This window comes from Streptomyces galbus (assembly GCF_005280195.1).
GTDB lineage: Bacteria > Actinomycetota > Actinomycetes > Streptomycetales > Streptomycetaceae > Streptomyces > Streptomyces galbus.
This window is the reverse complement of the sequence record NZ_SZPR01000031.1, coordinates 115,316-134,176: the sequence shown is the minus strand read 5'-3', so window position 1 is coordinate 134,176 and position 18,861 is coordinate 115,316. Positions and strand designations below refer to the sequence as shown.

General features: G+C 71.5%; 17 protein-coding genes and 1 pseudogene. 13 read left to right on the top strand and 5 right to left on the bottom strand.

Annotated elements, in window-relative coordinates; genetic code table 11:
* Positions 1–81: 81 nt before the first annotated feature.
* The 5 genes from E4U92_RS31245 to E4U92_RS31225 all read left to right on the top strand — a co-directional run bounded on the left by E4U92_RS31245 (position 82) and on the right by E4U92_RS31225 (position 4,971).
* On the top strand, positions 82–444 hold the full coding sequence (locus E4U92_RS31245; RefSeq protein ID WP_137303801.1) for a YraN family protein: 363 nt from the start codon (positions 82–84) through the stop codon (positions 442–444).
* A gap of 1 nt (position 445) precedes the next feature.
* Complete coding sequence (locus E4U92_RS31240; RefSeq protein ID WP_137303800.1) at positions 446–2,071, top strand: YifB family Mg chelatase-like AAA ATPase; 1,626 nt, start codon at positions 446–448, stop codon at positions 2,069–2,071.
* The gene (dprA, locus tag E4U92_RS31235) at positions 2,068–3,237 is read left to right on the top strand and encodes a DNA-processing protein DprA (protein ID WP_137303799.1); all 1,170 of its coding nucleotides are present in this window, start codon (positions 2,068–2,070) and stop codon (positions 3,235–3,237) included. Before E4U92_RS31240 ends, dprA begins: the two co-directional genes overlap by 4 nt.
* A 239-nt stretch (positions 3,238–3,476) precedes the next feature.
* The gene (gene whiG / locus E4U92_RS31230; protein ID WP_137303798.1) at positions 3,477–4,319 is read left to right on the top strand and encodes an RNA polymerase sigma factor WhiG; all 843 of its coding nucleotides are present in this window, start codon (positions 3,477–3,479) and stop codon (positions 4,317–4,319) included.
* A gap of 94 nt (positions 4,320–4,413) precedes the next feature.
* Positions 4,414–4,971 (top strand): TetR/AcrR family transcriptional regulator, encoded by a 558-nt coding sequence (locus E4U92_RS31225; RefSeq protein ID WP_137303949.1) that lies wholly within the window; start codon positions 4,414–4,416, stop codon positions 4,969–4,971.
* A gap of 8 nt (positions 4,972–4,979) precedes the next feature.
* On the opposite strand, the pseudogene E4U92_RS31220 reads toward E4U92_RS31225, so the two are convergent.
* Positions 4,980–5,570 (bottom strand): annotated as a pseudogene (locus E4U92_RS31220) (murein hydrolase activator EnvC family protein); the annotation flags it as partial.
* Between the two features lie 351 nt (positions 5,571–5,921).
* Here E4U92_RS31220 and rpsB point away from each other — a divergent pair.
* The 6 genes from rpsB (at position 5,922) to E4U92_RS31190 (ending at position 11,343) form a co-directional block, all read left to right on the top strand.
* Entirely contained in the window at positions 5,922–6,842 is a 921-nt protein-coding gene (gene rpsB / locus E4U92_RS31215; protein ID WP_137303797.1) for a 30S ribosomal protein S2, read from the top strand.
* A gap of 157 nt (positions 6,843–6,999) precedes the next feature.
* Entirely contained in the window at positions 7,000–7,836 is an 837-nt protein-coding gene (gene tsf / locus E4U92_RS31210; RefSeq protein WP_137303796.1) for a translation elongation factor Ts, read from the top strand.
* Positions 7,837–8,035: 199 nt separating this feature from the next.
* Complete coding sequence (gene pyrH, locus E4U92_RS31205; protein ID WP_067239096.1) at positions 8,036–8,794, top strand: UMP kinase; 759 nt, start codon at positions 8,036–8,038, stop codon at positions 8,792–8,794.
* A gap of 128 nt (positions 8,795–8,922) precedes the next feature.
* Complete coding sequence (gene frr, locus E4U92_RS31200) at positions 8,923–9,480, top strand: ribosome recycling factor (RefSeq protein ID WP_067239283.1); 558 nt, start codon at positions 8,923–8,925, stop codon at positions 9,478–9,480.
* A complete protein-coding gene (locus tag E4U92_RS31195; protein ID WP_137303795.1) occupies positions 9,480–10,754 on the top strand; it encodes a phosphatidate cytidylyltransferase in 1,275 nt (424 codons plus the stop codon). The genes frr and E4U92_RS31195 overlap by 1 nt, the downstream gene beginning before the upstream one ends.
* Positions 10,755–10,893: 139 nt before the next feature.
* Positions 10,894–11,343 (top strand): SRPBCC family protein, encoded by a 450-nt coding sequence (locus E4U92_RS31190; RefSeq protein ID WP_137303794.1) that lies wholly within the window; start codon positions 10,894–10,896, stop codon positions 11,341–11,343.
* A 21-nt stretch (positions 11,344–11,364) separates the two neighbouring features.
* On the opposite strand, the gene E4U92_RS31185 is transcribed toward E4U92_RS31190, so the two are convergent.
* Genes E4U92_RS31185 through E4U92_RS31170 form a run of 4 tightly spaced genes read right to left on the bottom strand, consistent with a single transcriptional unit; the run spans position 11,365 to position 16,101 of the window.
* Positions 11,365–11,868 (bottom strand): hypothetical protein, encoded by a 504-nt coding sequence (locus E4U92_RS31185; protein WP_137303793.1) that lies wholly within the window; start codon positions 11,866–11,868, stop codon positions 11,365–11,367.
* 22 nt (positions 11,869–11,890) lie between these two features.
* Positions 11,891–13,036: a ferritin-like domain-containing protein gene (locus E4U92_RS31180; RefSeq protein ID WP_137303792.1), complete on the bottom strand. Its 1,146-nt coding sequence runs from the start codon at positions 13,034–13,036 to the stop codon at positions 11,891–11,893.
* A gap of 23 nt (positions 13,037–13,059) precedes the next feature.
* Positions 13,060–14,973: a GMC family oxidoreductase gene (locus E4U92_RS31175; protein WP_206666491.1), complete on the bottom strand. Its 1,914-nt coding sequence runs from the start codon at positions 14,971–14,973 to the stop codon at positions 13,060–13,062.
* A gap of 12 nt (positions 14,974–14,985) precedes the next feature.
* Positions 14,986–16,101: an SGNH/GDSL hydrolase family protein gene (locus E4U92_RS31170; protein ID WP_137303791.1), complete on the bottom strand. Its 1,116-nt coding sequence runs from the start codon at positions 16,099–16,101 to the stop codon at positions 14,986–14,988.
* 326 nt (positions 16,102–16,427) lie between these two features.
* Between E4U92_RS31170 and E4U92_RS31165 the strand changes: the two genes are divergently transcribed.
* Entirely contained in the window at positions 16,428–16,931 is a 504-nt protein-coding gene (locus E4U92_RS31165) for a hypothetical protein (RefSeq protein WP_137303790.1), read from the top strand.
* A gap of 632 nt (positions 16,932–17,563) precedes the next feature.
* On the top strand, positions 17,564–18,670 hold the full coding sequence (rlmN, locus tag E4U92_RS31155) for a dual-specificity RNA methyltransferase RlmN (RefSeq protein ID WP_137303788.1): 1,107 nt from the start codon (positions 17,564–17,566) through the stop codon (positions 18,668–18,670).
* Positions 18,671–18,861: the final 191 nt, after the last annotated feature.

Below are 18,861 nucleotides of genomic sequence, written 5' to 3'. Positions count from 1 at the left end.
GTCCACAACCGCTGAGTAGTCCCCGCAGATCAACTTCGTGGGGCGCCGTGCGTGACGGTGGGCACCGGAGGTGGTGCCGACATGAACGCACGCAGTGCACTCGGCAGGTACGGCGAGACGCTGGCCGCACGACGGCTGGCGGAGGCCGGGATGACGGTCCTGGAGCGCAACTGGCGCTGGGGCAGGACCGGGGAGATCGACATCGTCGCCCGGGACGGCGACGTGCTGGTGGTCTGCGAGGTCAAGACCCGCAGGAGCGGCGCCTACGAACACCCGATGGCCGCGGTGACCCCCGAGAAGGCCGCGCGCCTGCGGGGCCTGGCCGAGGGCTGGATCCACGCCCACGGCGGCGCCCCGCCGGGCGGCGTCCGCATCGACCTGGTCGGCGTCGTCCTGCCGGACCGGGGCGCGCCCGTCGTCGAGCACGTGCGGGGGGTGGCCTGACATGGGGTTCGCACGCACGTGTGCGGTGGCCCTGGTGGGCGTGGAGGGCGTGGTCGTCGAGGTCCAGGCCGACCTGGAGCCGGGAGTGGCGGCCTTCACCCTGGTCGGCCTCCCGGACAAGAGCCTGACGGAGAGCCGCGACCGGGTCCGGGCGGCGGTGGTGAACTCGGGCGGGGAATGGCCCCAGAAGAAGCTCACCGTCGGACTCAGCCCCGCCTCGGTCCCCAAGGCCGGCAGCGGCTTCGACCTGGCGGTGGCCTGCGCGGTGCTCGGGGCCGCCGAGCGGATCGACCCCCGGGTGCTCGCCGACATCGTCATGATCGGCGAGCTGGGGCTCGACGGCCGGGTGCGCCCGGTGCGGGGCATCCTGCCCGCGGTCCTCGCGGCCGCCGAGGCGGGGTACGAACAGGTCGTGGTGCCCGAGTGCGCGGCCGCCGAGGCCGCGCTGGTGCCCGGGGTGTCCGTGCTCGGGGTGCGCAGCCTGCGCCAGCTCGTCGCGGTCCTCGCGGACGAACCCGTCCCCGAGGAGCAACCGGACGAGCAGGGCCGCCCGGATCCGCTGCTGGCCGGCCTGCGCGTGCCGGGCGCGGGCGCGGCCACCGGCATGCACAGCCTGGGCGCTGCCCAGCACGACCCGGGCCACGACCTGTCCGACGTGGTCGGGCAGATCTCGGCACGGACAGCGGTGGAGGTCTCCGCGGCGGGCGGCCACCACCTGTTCCTGGAGGGCCCGCCCGGCGCCGGCAAGACCATGCTCGCCGAGCGCCTGCCGGCCGTCCTGCCCCGCCTGACCGGCCAAGAGTCCCTGGAGGTCACGGCCGTGCACTCGGTGGCCGGGCTGCTGCCCCCGGGCAAGCCGCTCATCGACGTGGCGCCCTACTGCGCGCCGCACCACTCGGCCACCATGCAGGCACTCGTCGGGGGCGGCCCCGCCATCGCCCGGCCCGGAGCGGTCTCCCTGGCCCACCGCGGCGTGCTCTTCCTGGACGAGACTCCCGAGTTCAACAGCCAGGCCCTGGACGCCCTCCGCCAGCCCCTGGAGTCCGGGCACGTGGTGATCGCCCGCAGCGCGGGGGTGGTGCGCTTCCCCGCCCGGTTCCTGATGGTGCTGGCCGCCAACCCCTGCCCGTGCGGACGCTTCTCCCAGCGGGACTCCCTGTGCGAGTGCCCGCCGTCGGCGATCCGGCGCTACCAGGCGAGGCTGTCCGGGCCCCTGCTCGACCGCGTCGACCTGCGCGTCGAGGTGGACCCGGTCAGCCGCGCCGAGCTGGCCCACCGGGGCCCCGGCGGCGAGTCCACGCAGGTCGTCGCCGCCCGCGTCCGGGCGGCGCGGGAACGGGCCGCGGCCCGCCTGGCCGGAACGCCGTGGCGCACCAACAGCGAGGTGCCGGGACGGGAGCTGCGCACCCGCTGGCACGCCGCGCGGGGCGCGATGGACGAGGCCGAGCGGAACCTGGAGCGGGGCGTGCTCACCGCCCGGGGGCTCGACCGGGTCCTGCGCGTCGCCTGGACCGTCGCCGACCTGGTCGGACACGACCGGCCGGACGCGACGGACGTGGCGCTCGCCCTGCAACTGCGCACCGGGGTGCCCCGCGGCGTGCCCATGGCCATCGGGGCCCTGACGTGAGCGGCCCCGGCTCCGCCGCGGACGACGAGCGCGCGGCCCGTGTCTTCCTCGGGCGGGTGATCGAGCCCGGGGACGAGGTCGCGGGACGGTGGGTCCGGGAGGCGGGGGCCCGGGAGGCCGTGCGGCGGCTGCTCGCCGGCGAGGACCGGGACGCACCGGCCGGGGTGAGCGAGCGGCGGTGGGCCGGGCTGCGGGCCCGGGCCGGCGCGGCCGACGCGGCCCGCGACCTGGCCCTGGCCGCCACCGCGGGCCTGCGGTTCGTGTGTCCCGGCGACGCCGAGTGGCCCGGGACGCTCGACGACCTCGGGGACGCCCGGCCGCTCGGCCTGTGGGTGCGGGGCAGCCCCAACCTGCGGATGTGGGCCCTGCGCTCCGTGGCCGTCGTCGGCGCCCGCGCCTGCACCGGGTACGGCGCCCACATGGCCACCGCCCTCGCCGCCGGCCTCGCCGAGCGCGGCTGGGTCGTCGTCTCCGGCGGGGCCTACGGCGTCGACGGCGCCGCCCACCGGGGCGCCCTGGGCGCGGGCGGCGCCACCGTCGCCGTCCTCGCCTGCGGGGTCGACCGGCCCTACCCGCGCGGCCACGCCGGGCTGATCGACAGGATCGCGCAGCAGGGCCTGGTCGTCGGCGAGCTGCCGCCCGGGGACCATCCGACGCCGAGCCGGTTCGTGCTGCGCAACCGGGTCATCGCCGCGCTGACCCGGGGCACCGTCGTCGTCGAGGCCGCCTACCGCAGCGGGTCGCTCGCCACCGCACGGGCCGCACGGCGCCTCGGCCGGCACACCATGGGCGTCCCCGGCCCGGCGACCAGTGCCCTGTCCGCGGGGGTGCACGAACTCCTGCGCGGGGAGGCCGTGCTGATCACCGACGCCGCGGAAGTCGTCGAACTGGTCGGTGACATGGGCGAACTGGCCCCCGAGCGGCGCGGCCCCGTCCTGCCGCGCGACCTGCTGGACCCCGCCGCCCGCCGCGTCCTGGCCGCCCTGCCCGGCCGGCGGGCCGCCCCGGCGGACGAGGTCGCCCGCGGCGCGCAGACCACCGAGGACGACGCGGTCGCGCGGCTCTACGAGCTCAGAGCGCTGGGCTATGTCGAACGACAGGGCGACGGCTGGAAGTTGACACGCCAGGCGGTGCTCTCCGTTCGACCGGGTCCGCGTCAGCCCTGACCCGTCCGGTTCGGCCGTCCGGGGGAACGCGTAACGCCTTGGGAAATCCGGCAGTTGACGCGGCCCCCGGACGGGCCGAGGGCCGCCGTGCCTCTCCAGGACGCGCGGAGGAACGTATCTGCGCATGGACCGGCACCCGCTCTTCGCTCATTGCGACGCTCCAGTCACGCTACGCTCACGTGGATTCCGACGTAGAACACAGACCGGCAACTCCACGGCAGAACGGCACAAGGCGACGAATGCCCCAGCACACCTCCGGGTCCGACCGGGCGGCGATCCCCCCAGCCGCCCGCGACGGTGGCAGCGTGCGGCCGCCCGCCCCCTCGACGCTCGACGAGCTGTGGCGGTCGTACAAAGCGACGGGCGACGAACGGCTGCGGGAACAACTGATCCTGCACTACTCGCCCCTCGTGAAATACGTGGCGGGGCGCGTCAGCGTGGGCCTGCCGCCCAACGTGGAGCAGGCGGACTTCGTCTCCTCCGGGGTGTTCGGGCTGATCGACGCGATCGAGAAGTTCGACGTCGACCGCGAGATCAAGTTCGAGACGTACGCCATCACCCGGATCCGCGGCGCCATGATCGACGAGCTGCGGGCCCTGGACTGGATCCCCCGCTCCGTGCGGCAGAAGGCCCGCAACGTCGAGCGCGCCTACGCCACCCTGGAGGCGCGGCTGCGGCGGACCCCCTCGGAGGTCGAGGTGGCCGCCGAACTGGGCATCGCCGTCGACGAACTGCACGCCGTGTTCAGTCAGTTGTCGCTGGCCAACGTGGTCGCCCTCGACGAGCTGCTGCACGTCGGCGGCGAGGGCGGCGACGGGCTCAGCTTCATGGACACCCTCGAGGACACCGCGGCGGACAACCCCGTCGAGGTGGCCGAGGACCGCGAGCTGCGCCGCTTCCTGGCGCGGGCGATCAACACCCTGCCCGACCGGGAGAAGACCGTCGTCACGCTCTACTACTACGAGGGCCTCACCCTCGCCGAGATCGGCAACGTCCTCGGCGTCACCGAGAGCCGGGTCAGCCAGATCCACACCAAGTCGGTGCTCCAGCTCCGCGCGAAGCTGGCCGGCTTCGGCCGGTGAGCCCCGCCGGGCGTCCCGGCCGATTCCTCCGGCACTCCCGCCGCAGCAGGCGCGTCCGTACAGTGGTCGGGTGCCAAGGATTCGAGCGGCCTCCGTGGCCGAGCACCGGTCGATGCAGCGAGCCGCCCTGCTGGACGCGGCCCGCACCCTGTTGTCCGAGGGCGGCACGGACGCGCTGACCTTCCCGGCCCTCGCGGAGCGGACGGGGCTCGCGCGCTCCTCCGTCTACGAGTACTTCCGGTCGCGGGCCGCGGTCGTCGAGGAACTGTGCGAGGTCGACTTCCCCGTCTGGGCGGCGGAGGTGGAGTCGGCCATGGCCGCGGCGGACGGGCCCGGGGCCCAGGTCGAGGCGTACGTGCGCAAGCAGCTCGAACTGGTCGGCGACCGCCGCCACCGGGCCGTCGTGGCCATCTCGGCCAGTGAGCTGGACGCCGGCGCCCGGGAGAAGATCCGCGCCGCGCACGGCGGTCTCGTCTCGATGATCGTCGACGCCCTGACCGGACTCGGGCACGCCGAACCCAGGCTGGCCGCGATGCTGGTCCAGGGCGTCGTGGACGCCGCGGTACGCCGCATCGAGCTCGGCGCCGCGGAGGAACCCGGGGTCGTGGCCGAGGCGGCGGTGGGCATGGTGCTGCGGGGCGTACGGGGCTGAGCCCGGCCCGGCACCGGCACCCCCCACACCGGCAGCAGTCGCGACGGTCCTCCGTCCAGCAGCCACGGAGGCAGCAGGGACAGCGGGTCCAGGTAGCTCTCGCCCCTCAGCAGGCCCCAGTGCACGCAGGTGCTCGCGCAGTGGGAGCCCGTCGGCTCCACCGTGCCGATCACCTCGCCCGGTGCCACCCGCGCGCCCTGCGGGACCGAGGCGCGTACCGGCTCGTACGTCGTGCGCAGGTCGGTCCCCGCCAGCTCCACCGACACCACCCCCCTGCCGGCGACCGTGCCCGCGAAGGCCACCCGTCCGGCCGCCACCGCCCGTACCGGGGCGCCGGCCGGGGCGGCCAGGTCCACCCCCCGGTGGCCGCGGGCGTACGGCGTCGCCGGCGGGTCCCAGCCGCGCAGCACGGCCGGACGCGTGCCCACGGGCCACGAGCGGCCGAGCGCGGGCACCGGAGGCGACGACGCGCGTTGCGACGGTGACGGCGGCGGCTGCGACGGCGGGTGCGTCGGTGACGACGGGGCGGGCGGGGGAGCGGGCGACGGAGTGACGTCCGCCCGCGCGAAGACCGCCGGTGTCACCACCCACACCAGCAGCAGGCAGACCGGCAGCGCCACCCGCCGCAGGACGGTCCCGGACCACGCCCTGCCCCCGGTACATCGCATCGCTCGCATGCCCCCACCGTCCCCCGCCCCCGCTGGTCACGCCGGGTGCTGTGGACGAACCACCCGCTTGTGGACAGCGGCGTCACCCGGGCCCCCGTCGGTCCCGTACACTTCTTCTGGCGATCCGGGTCACCGGGTCGACTTCGCACGCCCCGACACCGGGCCGCCCAGCGGTCGGTGCCAGCGCCTCTCGGTCCTTTGCGGCAAGGCGCGACGCGGGCGTCAGGCGCGACGGCCGGCCGGCCGACGCGGCACAACCGAGAAACTCGAGGAGATACGGCCATGGCCGTCGTCACGATGCGGGAGCTGCTGGAGAGCGGCGTCCACTTCGGTCACCAGACCCGTCGTTGGAACCCGAAGATGAAGCGGTTCATCTTCACGGAGCGCAACGGCATCTACATCATCGACCTGCTCCAGTCGCTGTCGTACATCGACCGCGCCTACGAGTTCGTCAAGGAGACCGTCGCCCACGGCGGCACGGTCATGTTCGTCGGCACCAAGAAGCAGGCGCAGGAGGCCATCGCCGAGCAGGCCACCCGCGTCGGCATGCCCTACGTCAACCAGCGCTGGCTGGGCGGCATGCTCACCAACTTCTCGACCGTCTACAAGCGCCTGCAGCGCCTGAAGGAGCTCGAGCAGATCGACTTCGAGGACGTGGCCGCCTCCGGCCTCACCAAGAAGGAGCTGCTGGTCCTCTCCCGCGAGAAGGCCAAGCTGGAGAAGACCCTCGGCGGTATCCGCGAGATGTCCAAGGTGCCCAGCGCCGTCTGGATCGTGGACACCAAGAAGGAGCACATCGCGGTCGGTGAGGCCCGGAAGCTCAACATCCCGGTCGTCGCGATCCTCGACACCAACTGCGACCCCGACGAGGTCGACTACAAGATCCCGGGCAACGACGACGCGATCCGCTCCGTCACCCTGCTCACCCGCGTGATCGCCGACGCCGTCGCCGAGGGCCTCATCGCCCGCAGCGGTGTCGCCACCGAGGGCAAGGGCGAGAAGGCCGCCGGCGAGCCGCTGGCCGAGTGGGAGCGCGACCTGCTCGAGGGCGGCGAGAAGAAGGCCGACTCCGAGGAGGCCGCTCCGGCCGCCGAGGCCGCCCCCGCCGCCGAGGCCGAGGCTGCTCCGGCCGAGGCCGAGGCCGCTCCCGCCGAGGCCCCCGCGGCCGAGGGCGAGAAGGCCGCCGAGGCCGAGCAGGCCTGATTCGACAGCGTCAGAGGTGACGGCGGGGGCGGTGACACTCACTCCGCCCCCGCCGTTCACCCGTAGGTCCGCGGCGCGTCACGGCCTCGCGCTCCATGGGGGCCGCAGACCCCGCAGATCTCCGAATCCGCAGACTTCGAGAAAGACTCACAGACTCATGGCGAACTACACCGCCGCCGACGTCAAGAAGCTCCGCGAGCTCACCGGCGCCGGCATGATGGACTGCAAGAAGGCGCTGGACGAGGCCGAGGGCAACGTCGAGAAGGCCGTCGAGGCGCTCCGCATCAAGGGCCAGAAGGGCGTCGCCAAGCGCGAGGGCCGCTCCGCCGAGAACGGCGCCGTGGTCTCGATCATCGCCGACGACAACTCCTCCGGCGTCATCGTCGAGCTGAAGTGCGAGACGGACTTCGTCGCCAAGGGTGACAAGTTCCAGGCCGTGGCGAACACCATCGCCGAGCACGTCGCCAAGACGTCCCCGGCCGACCTCGAGGCGCTGCTCGCCTCCGAGATCGAGCCCGGCAAGACCGTCCAGGCGTACGTGGACGAGGCCAACGCCAACCTCGGCGAGAAGATCGTCCTGGACCGCTTCGCGCAGTTCGCCGACGGCTACGTCACCGCCTACATGCACCGCACCATGCCCGACCTGCCCCCGCAGATCGGTGTCCTGGTCGAGCTGGACAAGCCGAACGCCGAGGTCGCCAAGGGCATCGCGCAGCACATCGCCGCGTTCGCGCCGAAGTACCTCGCCAAGGAGGACGTACCGGCCGACGTCGTCGAGTCGGAGCGCCGCATCGCCGAGGAGACCACCCGCGCCGAGGGCAAGCCCGAGGCCGCGATCGCCAAGATCGTCGAGGGTCGCCTCAACGGCTTCTTCAAGGACGCGACGCTGCTCGGCCAGCCGTACGCGCTCGACAACAAGAAGTCCGTCCAGAAGGTCCTGGACGAGGCCGGTGTCACCCTGAAGCGCTTCGCGCGCATCAAGGTCGGCATCTGAGTCCGAACCGCGACGGACGCCCGGCCCCGATAGGGTCGGCACCAGCCGGCCGTGTCGCCGGCGGATGCCATCACCCGGGCGTGTGACGGACGACAGCAGATCTGACGAGGAGGCCATTGCCGCGCATGGGTTGCGAACGACACCCCACCGGCAATGGCCTTCCTTGTATGTGCACCACGCGAAAGAGGCGGGATCTCCCATGACCACCAAGGCCCAGAAGAGCGACGACGGCAAAGTACACGGCCGGTTCCTGCTGAAGCTGTCCGGAGAGGCGTTCTCCGGTGGTGGGGGCCTCGGCGTCGACCCGGACGTGGTGCACAAGATCGCCCGGGAGATCGCGGCCGTGGTGCGCGACGGCGCGGAGATCGCGGTCGTCATCGGCGGCGGCAACTTCTTCCGCGGCGCCGAACTCCAGCAGCGCGGCATGGACCGCGCCCGTTCGGACTACATGGGCATGCTCGGCACGGTCATGAACTGCCTCGCCCTCCAGGACTTCCTGGAGAAGGAGGGCATCGACAGCCGCGTGCAGACCGCCATCACCATGGGCCAGGTCGCCGAGCCGTACATCCCGCTGCGCGCCGTGCGCCACCTGGAGAAGGGCCGCGTGGTCATCTTCGGCGCCGGTATGGGCATGCCGTACTTCTCCACCGACACCACCGCCGCCCAGCGCGCCCTCGAGATCGACGCCGAGGCGCTCCTCATGGGCAAGAACGGGGTCGACGGGGTCTACGACTCCGACCCGAAGACCAACCCGGACGCCGTGAAGTTCGACGCCCTCGGCTACGGCGAGGTCATCACCCGCGACCTGAAGGTCGCCGACGCCACCGCCATCACGCTGTGCCGCGACAACAAGCTGCCGATCCTCGTCTTCGAGCTCCTGGCCGAGGGCAATATCGCCCGCGCCGTCAAGGGTGAGAAGATCGGCACGCTGGTGGGCGAGCAGACCAGCCAGGGCTGATCACCCCGGCCGGGGGATGGACAATGTCCCACCGGTCGGGAAACGTGCAGAAGAAGACGCGACGCAGCCGGCCGCCGCCTCCGCAAGGAACCGCAGCCGGGCCTACTCAAGACACGCAGGAGCAAGTGGTGATCGAAGAGACCCTCCTCGAGGCCGAGGAGAAGATGGAGAAGGCCGTCGTGGTCGCCAAGGAGGACTTCGCCGCGATCCGCACCGGCCGTGCGCACCCGGCGATGTTCAACAAGATCGTGGCCGACTACTACGGTGCGCCGACGCCGATCAACCAGCTGGCTTCGTTCTCCGTGCCGGAGCCGCGCATGGCGGTCGTGACGCCGTTCGACAAGAGCGCGCTGCGCAACATCGAGCAGGCCATCCGCGACTCCGACCTGGGAGTCAACCCGAGCAACGACGGCAACATCATCCGGGTGGTGTTCCCCGAGCTCACCGAGGAGCGCCGCCGCGAGTACATCAAGGTCGCCAAGGGCAAGGGCGAGGACGCCAAGGTGTCCATCCGCTCCGTCCGCCGCAAGGCCAAGGACGCCATCGACAAGCTGATCAAGGACGGCGAGGTCGGCGAGGACGAGGGCCGCCGTGCGGAGAAGGAACTCGACGACACCACGGCGAAGTACGTCACGCAGGTGGACGAGCTCCTCAAGCACAAGGAAGCGGAGTTGCTCGAGGTCTGATGAACGACTCTTCCTGGGGGGCGCCGCCGCAGGCCGGGCAGGCCGGGTACTGGGGGCCCACCGAGCGTGGACCGGTCCAGGGTGCTGCCCCGGCGGGTCCCGCGTACGATGCGCCCGAGGCGCAGCAGACTCGCCCCATGCCCATCGTGCCCGACGGACCCGCGTACGGCGGAGACCAGGATGACGACCGGGGGGCCGCTCGGACGGGCGGCCCCTTGTTCCGGGACGAGGACCACGGCGCGTTCCCGGGCGGGAACGGTGCCGGGTTCCCGGCCGAGGAGCACGGCCGGCTCCCGGACGAGCGCTACGGCGGCCGGACCGGGGCCCCGTCGGCCCAGCCGCACGCGACGCCGCACCACGACTCGTCGTACGTGCCGCAGAGCGGCCCCTCGTACGTTCCGCAGAATCCGGAGCCCATGCCCGACGCCCAGCCGCAGCCGGCGCCCGCCCCGCAGAAGAAGAGCGCGGGCCGGGACCTCGGCGCGGCCATAGGGGTCGGCGTCGGCCTCGGCGTGGTGATCGTCGCGTCGCTGTTCGTCGTCAAGGCCGTCTTCGTGGGCGTCGTCGCGGTCGCCGTGGTCGTCGGCCTGTGGGAGCTGACCAGCCGGCTGCAGGAGCGCAAGCAGATCAAGGCGCCGCTCGTGCCGCTCGCGGTGGGCGGCGCGGCGATGGTCGTCGCGGGCTACGTGCGCGGGGCGGAGGGCGCCTGGGTCGCGATGGCGCTGACCGCGCTGGCGGTGCTGGTCTGGCGGATGACCGAACCGCCCGAGGGCTACCTCAGGGACGTCACGGCGGGCGTCTTCGCCGCGTTCTACGTGCCGTTCCTGGCCACCTTCGTGGCGATGATGCTGACCGCCGACGACGGACCGTGGCGGGTGCTGACGTTCCTGCTGCTCACGGTCGTCAGCGACACCGGGGCGTACGCCGTGGGCTGGCGCTTCGGCACCCACAAGCTCGCCCCGCGGATCAGCCCCGGCAAGACCCGCGAGGGCCTGTTCGGCGCCGTGTCCTTCGCGATGGTCGCGGGCGCGCTGTGCCTGCAGTTCCTGATCGACGACGGCACCTGGTGGCAGGGCCTGCTGCTCGGGCTCGCGGTCGCGGCCAGCGCCACGCTGGGCGACCTCGGCGAGTCGATGATCAAGCGGGACCTGGGCATCAAGGACATGGGCACGCTGCTGCCGGGCCACGGCGGCATCATGGACCGCCTGGACTCGCTGCTGCCGACGGCTCCGGTGGTGTGGCTGCTGCTGGTGCTGTTCGTCGGCTCCGGCTGACCGGCCACAGACCGCGCGACGGGCCCTCGTCCTCCTCGGGACGGGGGCCCGTCGCCGTCGCCCCGGATGACGGCCCGGGGCCCCGGTGGGACGATTCGGCTGTAGGCCCGCACAGGGGACCGCCCGGGAAGGGGGCACCATGTCCGGCTTCCACGAAGAGATCGACCTCGACTGCCGGCCCGCGGACGTGTGGGCGTACGTCATCGACCCGCGCCACCTGCCCGAGTGGCAGGCCAGTGCGGTGGCCGCGCGGCAGCTCGACGACGGCCCGTTCGGCCTGGGCTCCCGGGTCCGCGTCACCCGGCACATCGGCAACCGGGAGGTGCCGATGACGATGGAGTGCACCCAGTACGAGCCGTTCCGCGAGTGGGCGGTGCGCGGTGTGGACGGACCGGTCAGGGGCCGCTTCCACGGCGAGATCACCCCCCTCGACGAGGGCAGCCGCACCCGCCTGACCATGGACCTCGACTTCGAGGCCCACGGCCTGGGCAAGGTGCTCGTCCCGCTGGTCGTCCGCCGGCAGGCGCGCAGGGAGTTCCGGCGGAACGAGGGATTGCTGCGGGAACGTCTGGAGGAGCACGGGCCGTGATGACGCGACGGCTTCCACCCGTCATCGCACTTCCGTCTCCTGGTGGTCCTCGACGGCGGGCGGCGTGGCCCACGACCCGTACCCCGGTGCCTTCGCGCCGGACGGGTGGGCACCGATCGCCCGCCACAACAGCCCCTCGGTGTAGGCGTCGGGGGAGACGACGAACGGCGGCGCGGACGGGTCTTCAGCGGCCCGGCCGCCCTCCGCGACGGCGGGCTTGGCTCCGCTGCGCCCGGGCGCCGTCCAGGCCGCCACGTCCGTGCGTCCCACCTGCTCCGGGCCGTACCAGACGCCGACGTACCAGAGCTTGATGATGCTCGCCACCACGGGATCGGCGGGGGCGGCGGAGGGATCGGAGGCCAGCGCCGCCCGGAGCGACTCCTGCCCCACCTGATCCACGGCCGTCCTGTGGTACGCCTCCGCCTGACCGGTTCCCCACAGGTCGAACTCGCTGAACCCGGTCACCGCGGCGGAGAACTTCACGAAATCGCGCAGCTCGGTCCCCGCGGTCGTTTCCTGCGTCATGGGTCCGCCTCCTTCGACGGTCTCAGATCTCGAATGTCGGGCCGGCGTTCGCCCCCGGATGCCCGGTGAGCGGGTTGCGGATGAGGAGGTTCATGCGGTCGCGCATGCGGAACATCTCCCAGACCGCTTTCAGCAGGAGGTCGGGCTGACCGTTGTAGGCCAGGTTGATGCCGGTCAGGAAGGTCGCGTAGGACTCGTTGAACTCCCTGGCCGCGGCCAGGACCTCCGGGTCCCGCGTGAGGTCCGCCAGCTTGATGTCCGGCTTCACGGGATAGGCGGCATCCCAGTCGACGCTCAGCTCCGGGCCGGAAGGCGCGCCCGGATCATCGCCCTTCTGGTAGTACCTCCCCAGCTCCAGCTGCTCGAACCTGTAGTAGTGGGCGAGTTCGTCCTGGCTGTCGTAGATGCCGCCGTACAGCCCCTCGCCCTGCTCCGCGACGAGGGTGAGCGCCGCGACCGCGGTGTCGCGGCCGGTCACCTTGATCACGTCGCCGCCGCCGGAGTAGAAGTACTCGGGGGTCACCTGGCGGGCGGGATCGCCGGTGAAGATCGTCTTGCCTGCCTTGCGGGCCTGGTCCTCCAGGTGGTTGATGCCCCTGATGATCTCCTCGTAGAACTCACCGATGCTCGCGAAGCGCTGGGTGGGCTCTCCGGGGACGAGACCGAGGATCGCCCCGGACGCCTCGAGTTCGGCCAGTTCCTGCGGTGGTGGTGCCGCGCCGTCGGACGTGAGTCCCAGGGCCGCCCAGTCCATCGGTACGAACCGGTCGGCCTCGCCGGCGGCCTCCGCGGGCTTCTCGATCTTCAGGAAGGTGTCGAGGGCCTCGCGCGAGAACGGCCGGAGGTGCACCTCGAAGTAGTCGGGACCACACGGCAGACGCGTCGGATAGGTCGGCACGAAGCCCGGCCTGGTGAGGTCCGGCGTCCCGCCCACGGCGTTCAGGACGTTCGCGACCAGGGTGAGGTGCAGCATCTCCTCGACGGCCACGACCCTGATGACGTGCCAGGCGTCCGCGTTCTTCCCCGGATGCAGGGAATAGAGCGCGGTCAGGTACGGCGGCAGCGTCGCATGCTCCAACTGGAGCCCCTTGTAGAGGTATTCGTGGAGCTCCTCGATGGTCTGGATCCTGCAGTCCGGAGCTGCTTCTGATGCTGAAGAAGCGGACATGTTTCCCCAATCGTGGGCAGTGGCTAGCCGCGGACGGTGACCGGCGCCTTCGCGGCGCGCAGGTGACGGGCGATGTGGCCCGCACTGCGGAAGGCGAGTGCCGCCATGGTCAGGCTGATGTTGGACGTCCCGATCGAGGGCAGGCTGCCGGGCCCGACGAGGTAGAGGTTGTCGTGGTCCCACGAGTGCTGGGTGTGGTCGACCACGGAGGTCGCCGGGTCGGACCCCATGATGTGGGTGCCCGCCAGGTGGTTGCCGCCGACGATGTTGTACCAGTGGCCGTCGTGCTCGACGGCGCTCGGGCGGTCCCGGTGGTACACCGTCTTGTCCTCGGCGCCGAGCCTGTCGAAGATGTCGGCCGCGAGCTTGCGGGCGAACGCGGCGCCCCGCATGGTGTACGGCGGGATCTTCAGCGACACGACCGGCTTCAGGTTGCCGAGGGCGTCCCGGTAGCGGTCGTCCACGGTGACCTTGTTGCTCCGCTCGGGCAGCAGGTCGATCATGAAGGCCAGCAGGAGCTGCCGGGAGATCCGGTTCCCGAGTGTCCTGCGCAGCTCCGTCCCGCGCAGGCCCTGCTGGTCGACGAGTTCGACCAGGTCCGTGTAGGGCGAGCCGGTCGCCCACCCCCAGCCGTCGTTGTGGATGTCCACGCCGAATCCGGCCTGGGTCCCGCGGAACCGCCCGCCGCGCAGATCGGTGATGCCGCTCGTGCAGGAGGTGCCCCGCATCGTGCCGGCCGGCTTGGGCAGCAGGCCCCAGGACAGCAGGTACGCGTGGTCCATCAGGTTGCAGCCGATCAGCTTGCTGCGGCTCATGCGCTGCATGTCGGAGGCCAGCATGAGGCGGGCGTTCTCGATGGCGTGCGCGCAAAGGACGTAGACCGTGCCCTTCACGGTGTACGTCTCGTAGCTGTCGGAGTCGAGCGACCGGTAGTTCTTGACGGTGATCCCGGTCACCCGCCCGTCCCGCTCGTCGATCTCGACCTTGGACGCGACGGCCTGCGTGACGATCTTGACGTTGCCCCTGCGGAGCGCCTTGGTCAGGGTCTTCCCCGCGTGGTACTTGGCCTGCACGGGGCAGATCGGGACGCAGTTGGTGTTGCCCTGGCAGCGCTCGCCCTCCTCCACCTGGCTCGTGCTCACCGCGCCGACCGGGACGAAGCCCTTGCCGCCGTCGTACGCGGGGTTCGGCACGCCGTTGCGGGCCTGCGGGAAGGTCCGCACCCGGAGCGTGTAGTCGTCGTCCGCCAGGGTGACCCGCATGCCGTCCACGCCCCGGGCGACGGTCCGGTCGAGGTACGACGGTGGCATGCGGCGCATCGGGAACACGTATCCCTCGGGGAAGTGCATCCCGAGGTAGGCCTGCTCCTCGACGTCGGCGGACACGCCCAGTTCCGCCTCGGCCTGCCGGTAGTAGGGCTCCAGGTCGTCATAGCTGAGCGGCCAGTTCAGTCCCTGGCCGTACTTGGTGCGCAGGTCGAAGTCCTCGGGGAGCATGCGCAGCGCTTTGCCCTCCCAGTGCATGGAGGTGCCGCCGAGGACCCGGGTGAAGGTGGTGTCCGTGCAGTACCCGTCCTCCTGCACGAGGTAGAAGTCGTCCCGGGGCGTGTCCGGACGCACCGGCATGGTGTCGGTGCTCCTGGGCATCCGGGCGTTCGGGTTGAACGGGTACGGGGACTGGTTGTCCTTGACGGCCGCGCCGTAGAACCGCGACAGGTACGACTCGTACTCGGCGAGGTCCAGGTCCTTGCCGGGGCCGGCTTCGAGGATCAGCACCCGGTAGCCGGCGTTGCCTAACTGCTCGGCGACGATGGAACCCGCCATGCCGCCACCGACGACGACGGCGTCCCACTCGCCCTGTGCGGCCTCCGCGGCGCTGGTCTGTGTCGCGGCACCGGCGGGGAAGATCATCGGGTCTGTCACGTCGTAAGACGTCATGGGTACCCCTTGTCAGGTGAGGAGGGCGATGCGGATGGCTCGTTCGACCGGGGCGGCGGCGTGGGCGTGGCCCCGGGCGTTGGGGTGGACCAGGGTGACGCGCTTGTCGAGGGGAGCGCAGTTCAGCGGCGTCCCGGGGAGCTTGGCGGGCCAGTGGTCCGCGGCGTCGCCGCAGATGCCCTCGACCCACTTGGTGCCCGCGGGCTGACAGGCGTCGTGGCCCACGCTGGAGGAGTAGACGTCGACGTAGCGGTCGCCGAAGAACGACGTGACGCGTTCGATGGTGCTGTTCAGCGGCTTGAGGACGTGGTCCCGGAGCCAGTCGATGTCGGCGTGCTTGATGGCGCCGAGCTCGGTGAGGGAGAGCCGGTTGCACTCGCTGCCCTCGTCCGGCAGGACGGCCGGGTAGCCGACGGTGATCACCTCGGCGTTCGGGGCGGCCTGGTGGACCTCGGCCAGCATCCGGACGTACTCGTCCTGGACCCGGGCGAGCTTGTCCTGGATGCTCTCCTCCCCCTCGGGAGGGCTGGTGTAGTACTGGCGGCAGGACTTGCCGAGCGTCCCGCCCAGTTCGAGACACTTGAGGAGCATGCCGCCGAAGGGCAGGCTGTTGCCGCCGACGCCGATGGTGACGACGTCCGTCCCGTCGTCGAGCCCGGCTCGCACGATCTGCGGGTCCACGGCCGGCCAGCCGTCGGCGGGTGGCTGGACCGGGCTGATCGGAGTCTGCCTGCTGTCGGCGATCTCGCTGATGGTGGCGTTGCCGCAGCTCACGTTGGTCAGGTGGACGGGCCGGCCCGGCGGGAACTCGTCGAGCTCCCGCTCGACCAGACCGGGGTAGGCGCCGCTGGTGCGGTCACAGCCGTCCCGCGACGCACTGCCGAGCGGGGGCAGCGGGTCCCCGACGAACACACCGGCGGTGTACGAGTCGCCCAGCGCGGCCCACTCGTACTGATCGGCCGCGGAGGCGGAGCCCGCGGGCGCGAGCGCGGACACCGCCAGCGCCAGCCCCAGGGCCAGCGCTCCCGTTCGCAGACGGGCGACGGGTTGCCGTAAGGCGGCCCGTCCACGGGTCGGCAGAACTCGTAAGACGAGGGCCGCCGGTCGGCCCCTGGACTTCGAACGCATCCACGCACTCCTCTCACTCAAAGCAGTCGCCTGACTACGCTCCGAAGTTAAGCGAGGGTGTGCGGTCGACAGTCGGGTGCTCCGCGTAAACCACCCGAGGGTCTTCACCCGAAGCCCGGCGACGCGGTGAGTGCGCGGGTAGCCGACCTCGGTGTAGCGAGAAGATGCCTGCCTTCACCCGCTCATGGCGGTCACCGGTCTTGGCTTTGGTTCGGTGGCGAGTTCGTGTCTGACCCGGACGTCGTAGCCGGGTACTGCCCATGGAGGAGCGCGTGTCATCCCGCATGCGGATGTGCGGGCAACCTTGCGTGAGCACGATGGAACTCATGGTGAAGCTCGACGCGTTACCGGATGTCCCGCGCTGGGCTGTCCTCGCCGCCCACACGGTGCCCCTTGTCACCCTGCCGTCTGGTCTGTGGAGAATTGCCCAGGTTGCCGGGCTCCCTGTGGCCGAGCAGTTGGGCCGGAACGGTCACGAGGCAGTCGTAGCCATGTCGCTGACCTTGTTGACAGAAGGTCTCGCCCTGCTCACGCTGGGACTGGTACGGCCATGGGGCGACGTCGTACCCCGCTGGCTTCCGCTCGTCGGCGGACGCCGTGTGCACACACTCGCGGCGGTAGTCCCGGCACTGCTCGGGGCGGCGACGTTGTGCGCGATAACGGGATGGTTCGCCTGTACCCAGGCGGCGGTCCTGATCGGGCGCGTCACGCAGACATCGGCGCAGCAAGTGCTCCTCGTGGCCTGCTACTCGCCGCTGCTGGCCTGGGCGCCCCTCCTCGCGGTCACAGCGCTCGCGTACTACCGGCGGCGGGCGACTCCATGCGAATAGCGACTCTCCTGTTCTGTGGTGCTGGGCCGTCTCCGGGCCGTCGGACTTGCGTAGCCCCACCTCTTCTACGCGGTCGGCCGGCCTCAGCGTCGGCGGGGCAACTTCCAACCGTTCTGGCGCAGCTTGTAGAGGACGAACACTCCGCCGAGCGCCCACACGCCTAAGAAGGCCCACTTGAACCACGGAGGGCCGTCCCAGCGCTCTGCCAGTTGAACCGATGCGGCGTAGCAAGAGGACATTCCTTGCGCGTGCCCGGCTGTATGGGCCGGAACACGCGGTCGACCGCCTTCCGCGCTCCTGGCTGTGCTTTCATCATCAAGGTGTCCGCGTGCTGCACTGCGTACGTGCACGGTCGATCACAGAGAGCCTGGTGCCGGCGGCGCAGGCGCCAGCGGTAGGTCGTGCCGTCGACGACGATGCGTCGCGAACCCTTGCGGCCGGTGGCCATGGCGTACCCCCGTCCCCAGGACCGGCAGCCATGCTAGCTGGTCAGACCATGGATGATCCGAGAGTTTCGGGCCGTCCGGGGCCGTGCGAGGTGGCTCAGCGGCGACAGACGATGACCGTCAGCGACAGGTGCTCCGACTCGCAGCCCCAGGTCACCCAAGACGATCTGCGACACTGGATGCATCATGCCCAAGCCCGGAGAACTCACCTTTGTCGTGCCGCGCGGAGCGAAGTCGCCGCCGCGGCATCTTGCCGATCTCTCGCCCGCCGAGCGGAAGGCTGTCGTGGCCGGGATCGGGGAGAAGCCGTTCCGTGCCAAGCAGCTCTCGCAGCACTACTTCGCGCGGTACGCGCACGAGCCGGAGCAGTGGACCGACATCCCCGCCGGCGCGCGTGAACCGCTGCGCGAGGCGTTGTTCCCCGAGCTGATGACCGTCGTGCGGCACCTGTCGACGGACGAGGGGACGACCCGCAAGACGCTGTGGCGGCTCTTCGACGGCACGCTCGTGGAGTCCGTGCTGATGCGGTACCCGGACCGGGTCACCATGTGCATCAGCTCGCAGGCCGGCTGCGGGATGAACTGTCCCTTCTGCGCCACCGGACAGGCCGGACTCGACCGGAACCTGTCGACCGCCGAGATCGTCCACCAGATCGTCGACGGCATGCGGGCGCTGCGCGACGGCGAGGTGCCGGGCGGGCCCGCGCGGCTGTCCAACATCGTGTTCATGGGCATGGGCGAGCCGCTCGCCAACTACAAGCGTGTCGTCGGCGCCATCCGCGCGCTCACCGACCCCACGCCCGACGGGCTCGGGCTGTCGCAGCGCGGGATCACCGTGTCGACCGTCGGGCTCGTGCCCGCGATCCACCGGTTCGCCGACGAGGGCTTCAAGTGCCGGCTCGCGATCTCGCTGCACGCCCCCGACGACGAGCTGCGCGACACCCTCGTCCCCGTGAACACGCGGTGGAAGGTGCGCGAGGTGCTCGACGCCGGGTTCGAGTACGTCGAGAAGAGCGGGCGCCGGCTGTCGATCGAGTACGCGCTGATCCGCGACATCAACGACCAGGCCTGGCGTGGTGACCGGCTCGGCCGGCTGCTCAAGGGCAAGCCCGTGCACGTCAACCTCATCCCGCTGAACCCGACCCCGGGCTCCAAGTGGACCGCCTCCCGTCCCGAGGACGAGAAGGCGTTCGTCGAGGCCATCGCGGCGCACGGTGTGCCCGTCACCATCCGGGACACCCGCGGCCAGGAGATCGACGGGGCCTGTGGTCAGCTCGCGGCCACCGAGCGGTAAAATCCGGTCACGTCACCCCGGTGACGTCACATCTTCATATTCCGACAGGGGAGCGCCACAGCGCTGAGAGTGCGGCACCGGGCCGCAGACCCTCTGAACCTCGCCCAGGTCATTCTGGGTAGGAAGTTCGGTCATCACTCGAGCTGTTGCGCCCTGCCCGGGCCTCCCGGGCGGGGCCGCGTTCTTCCTGG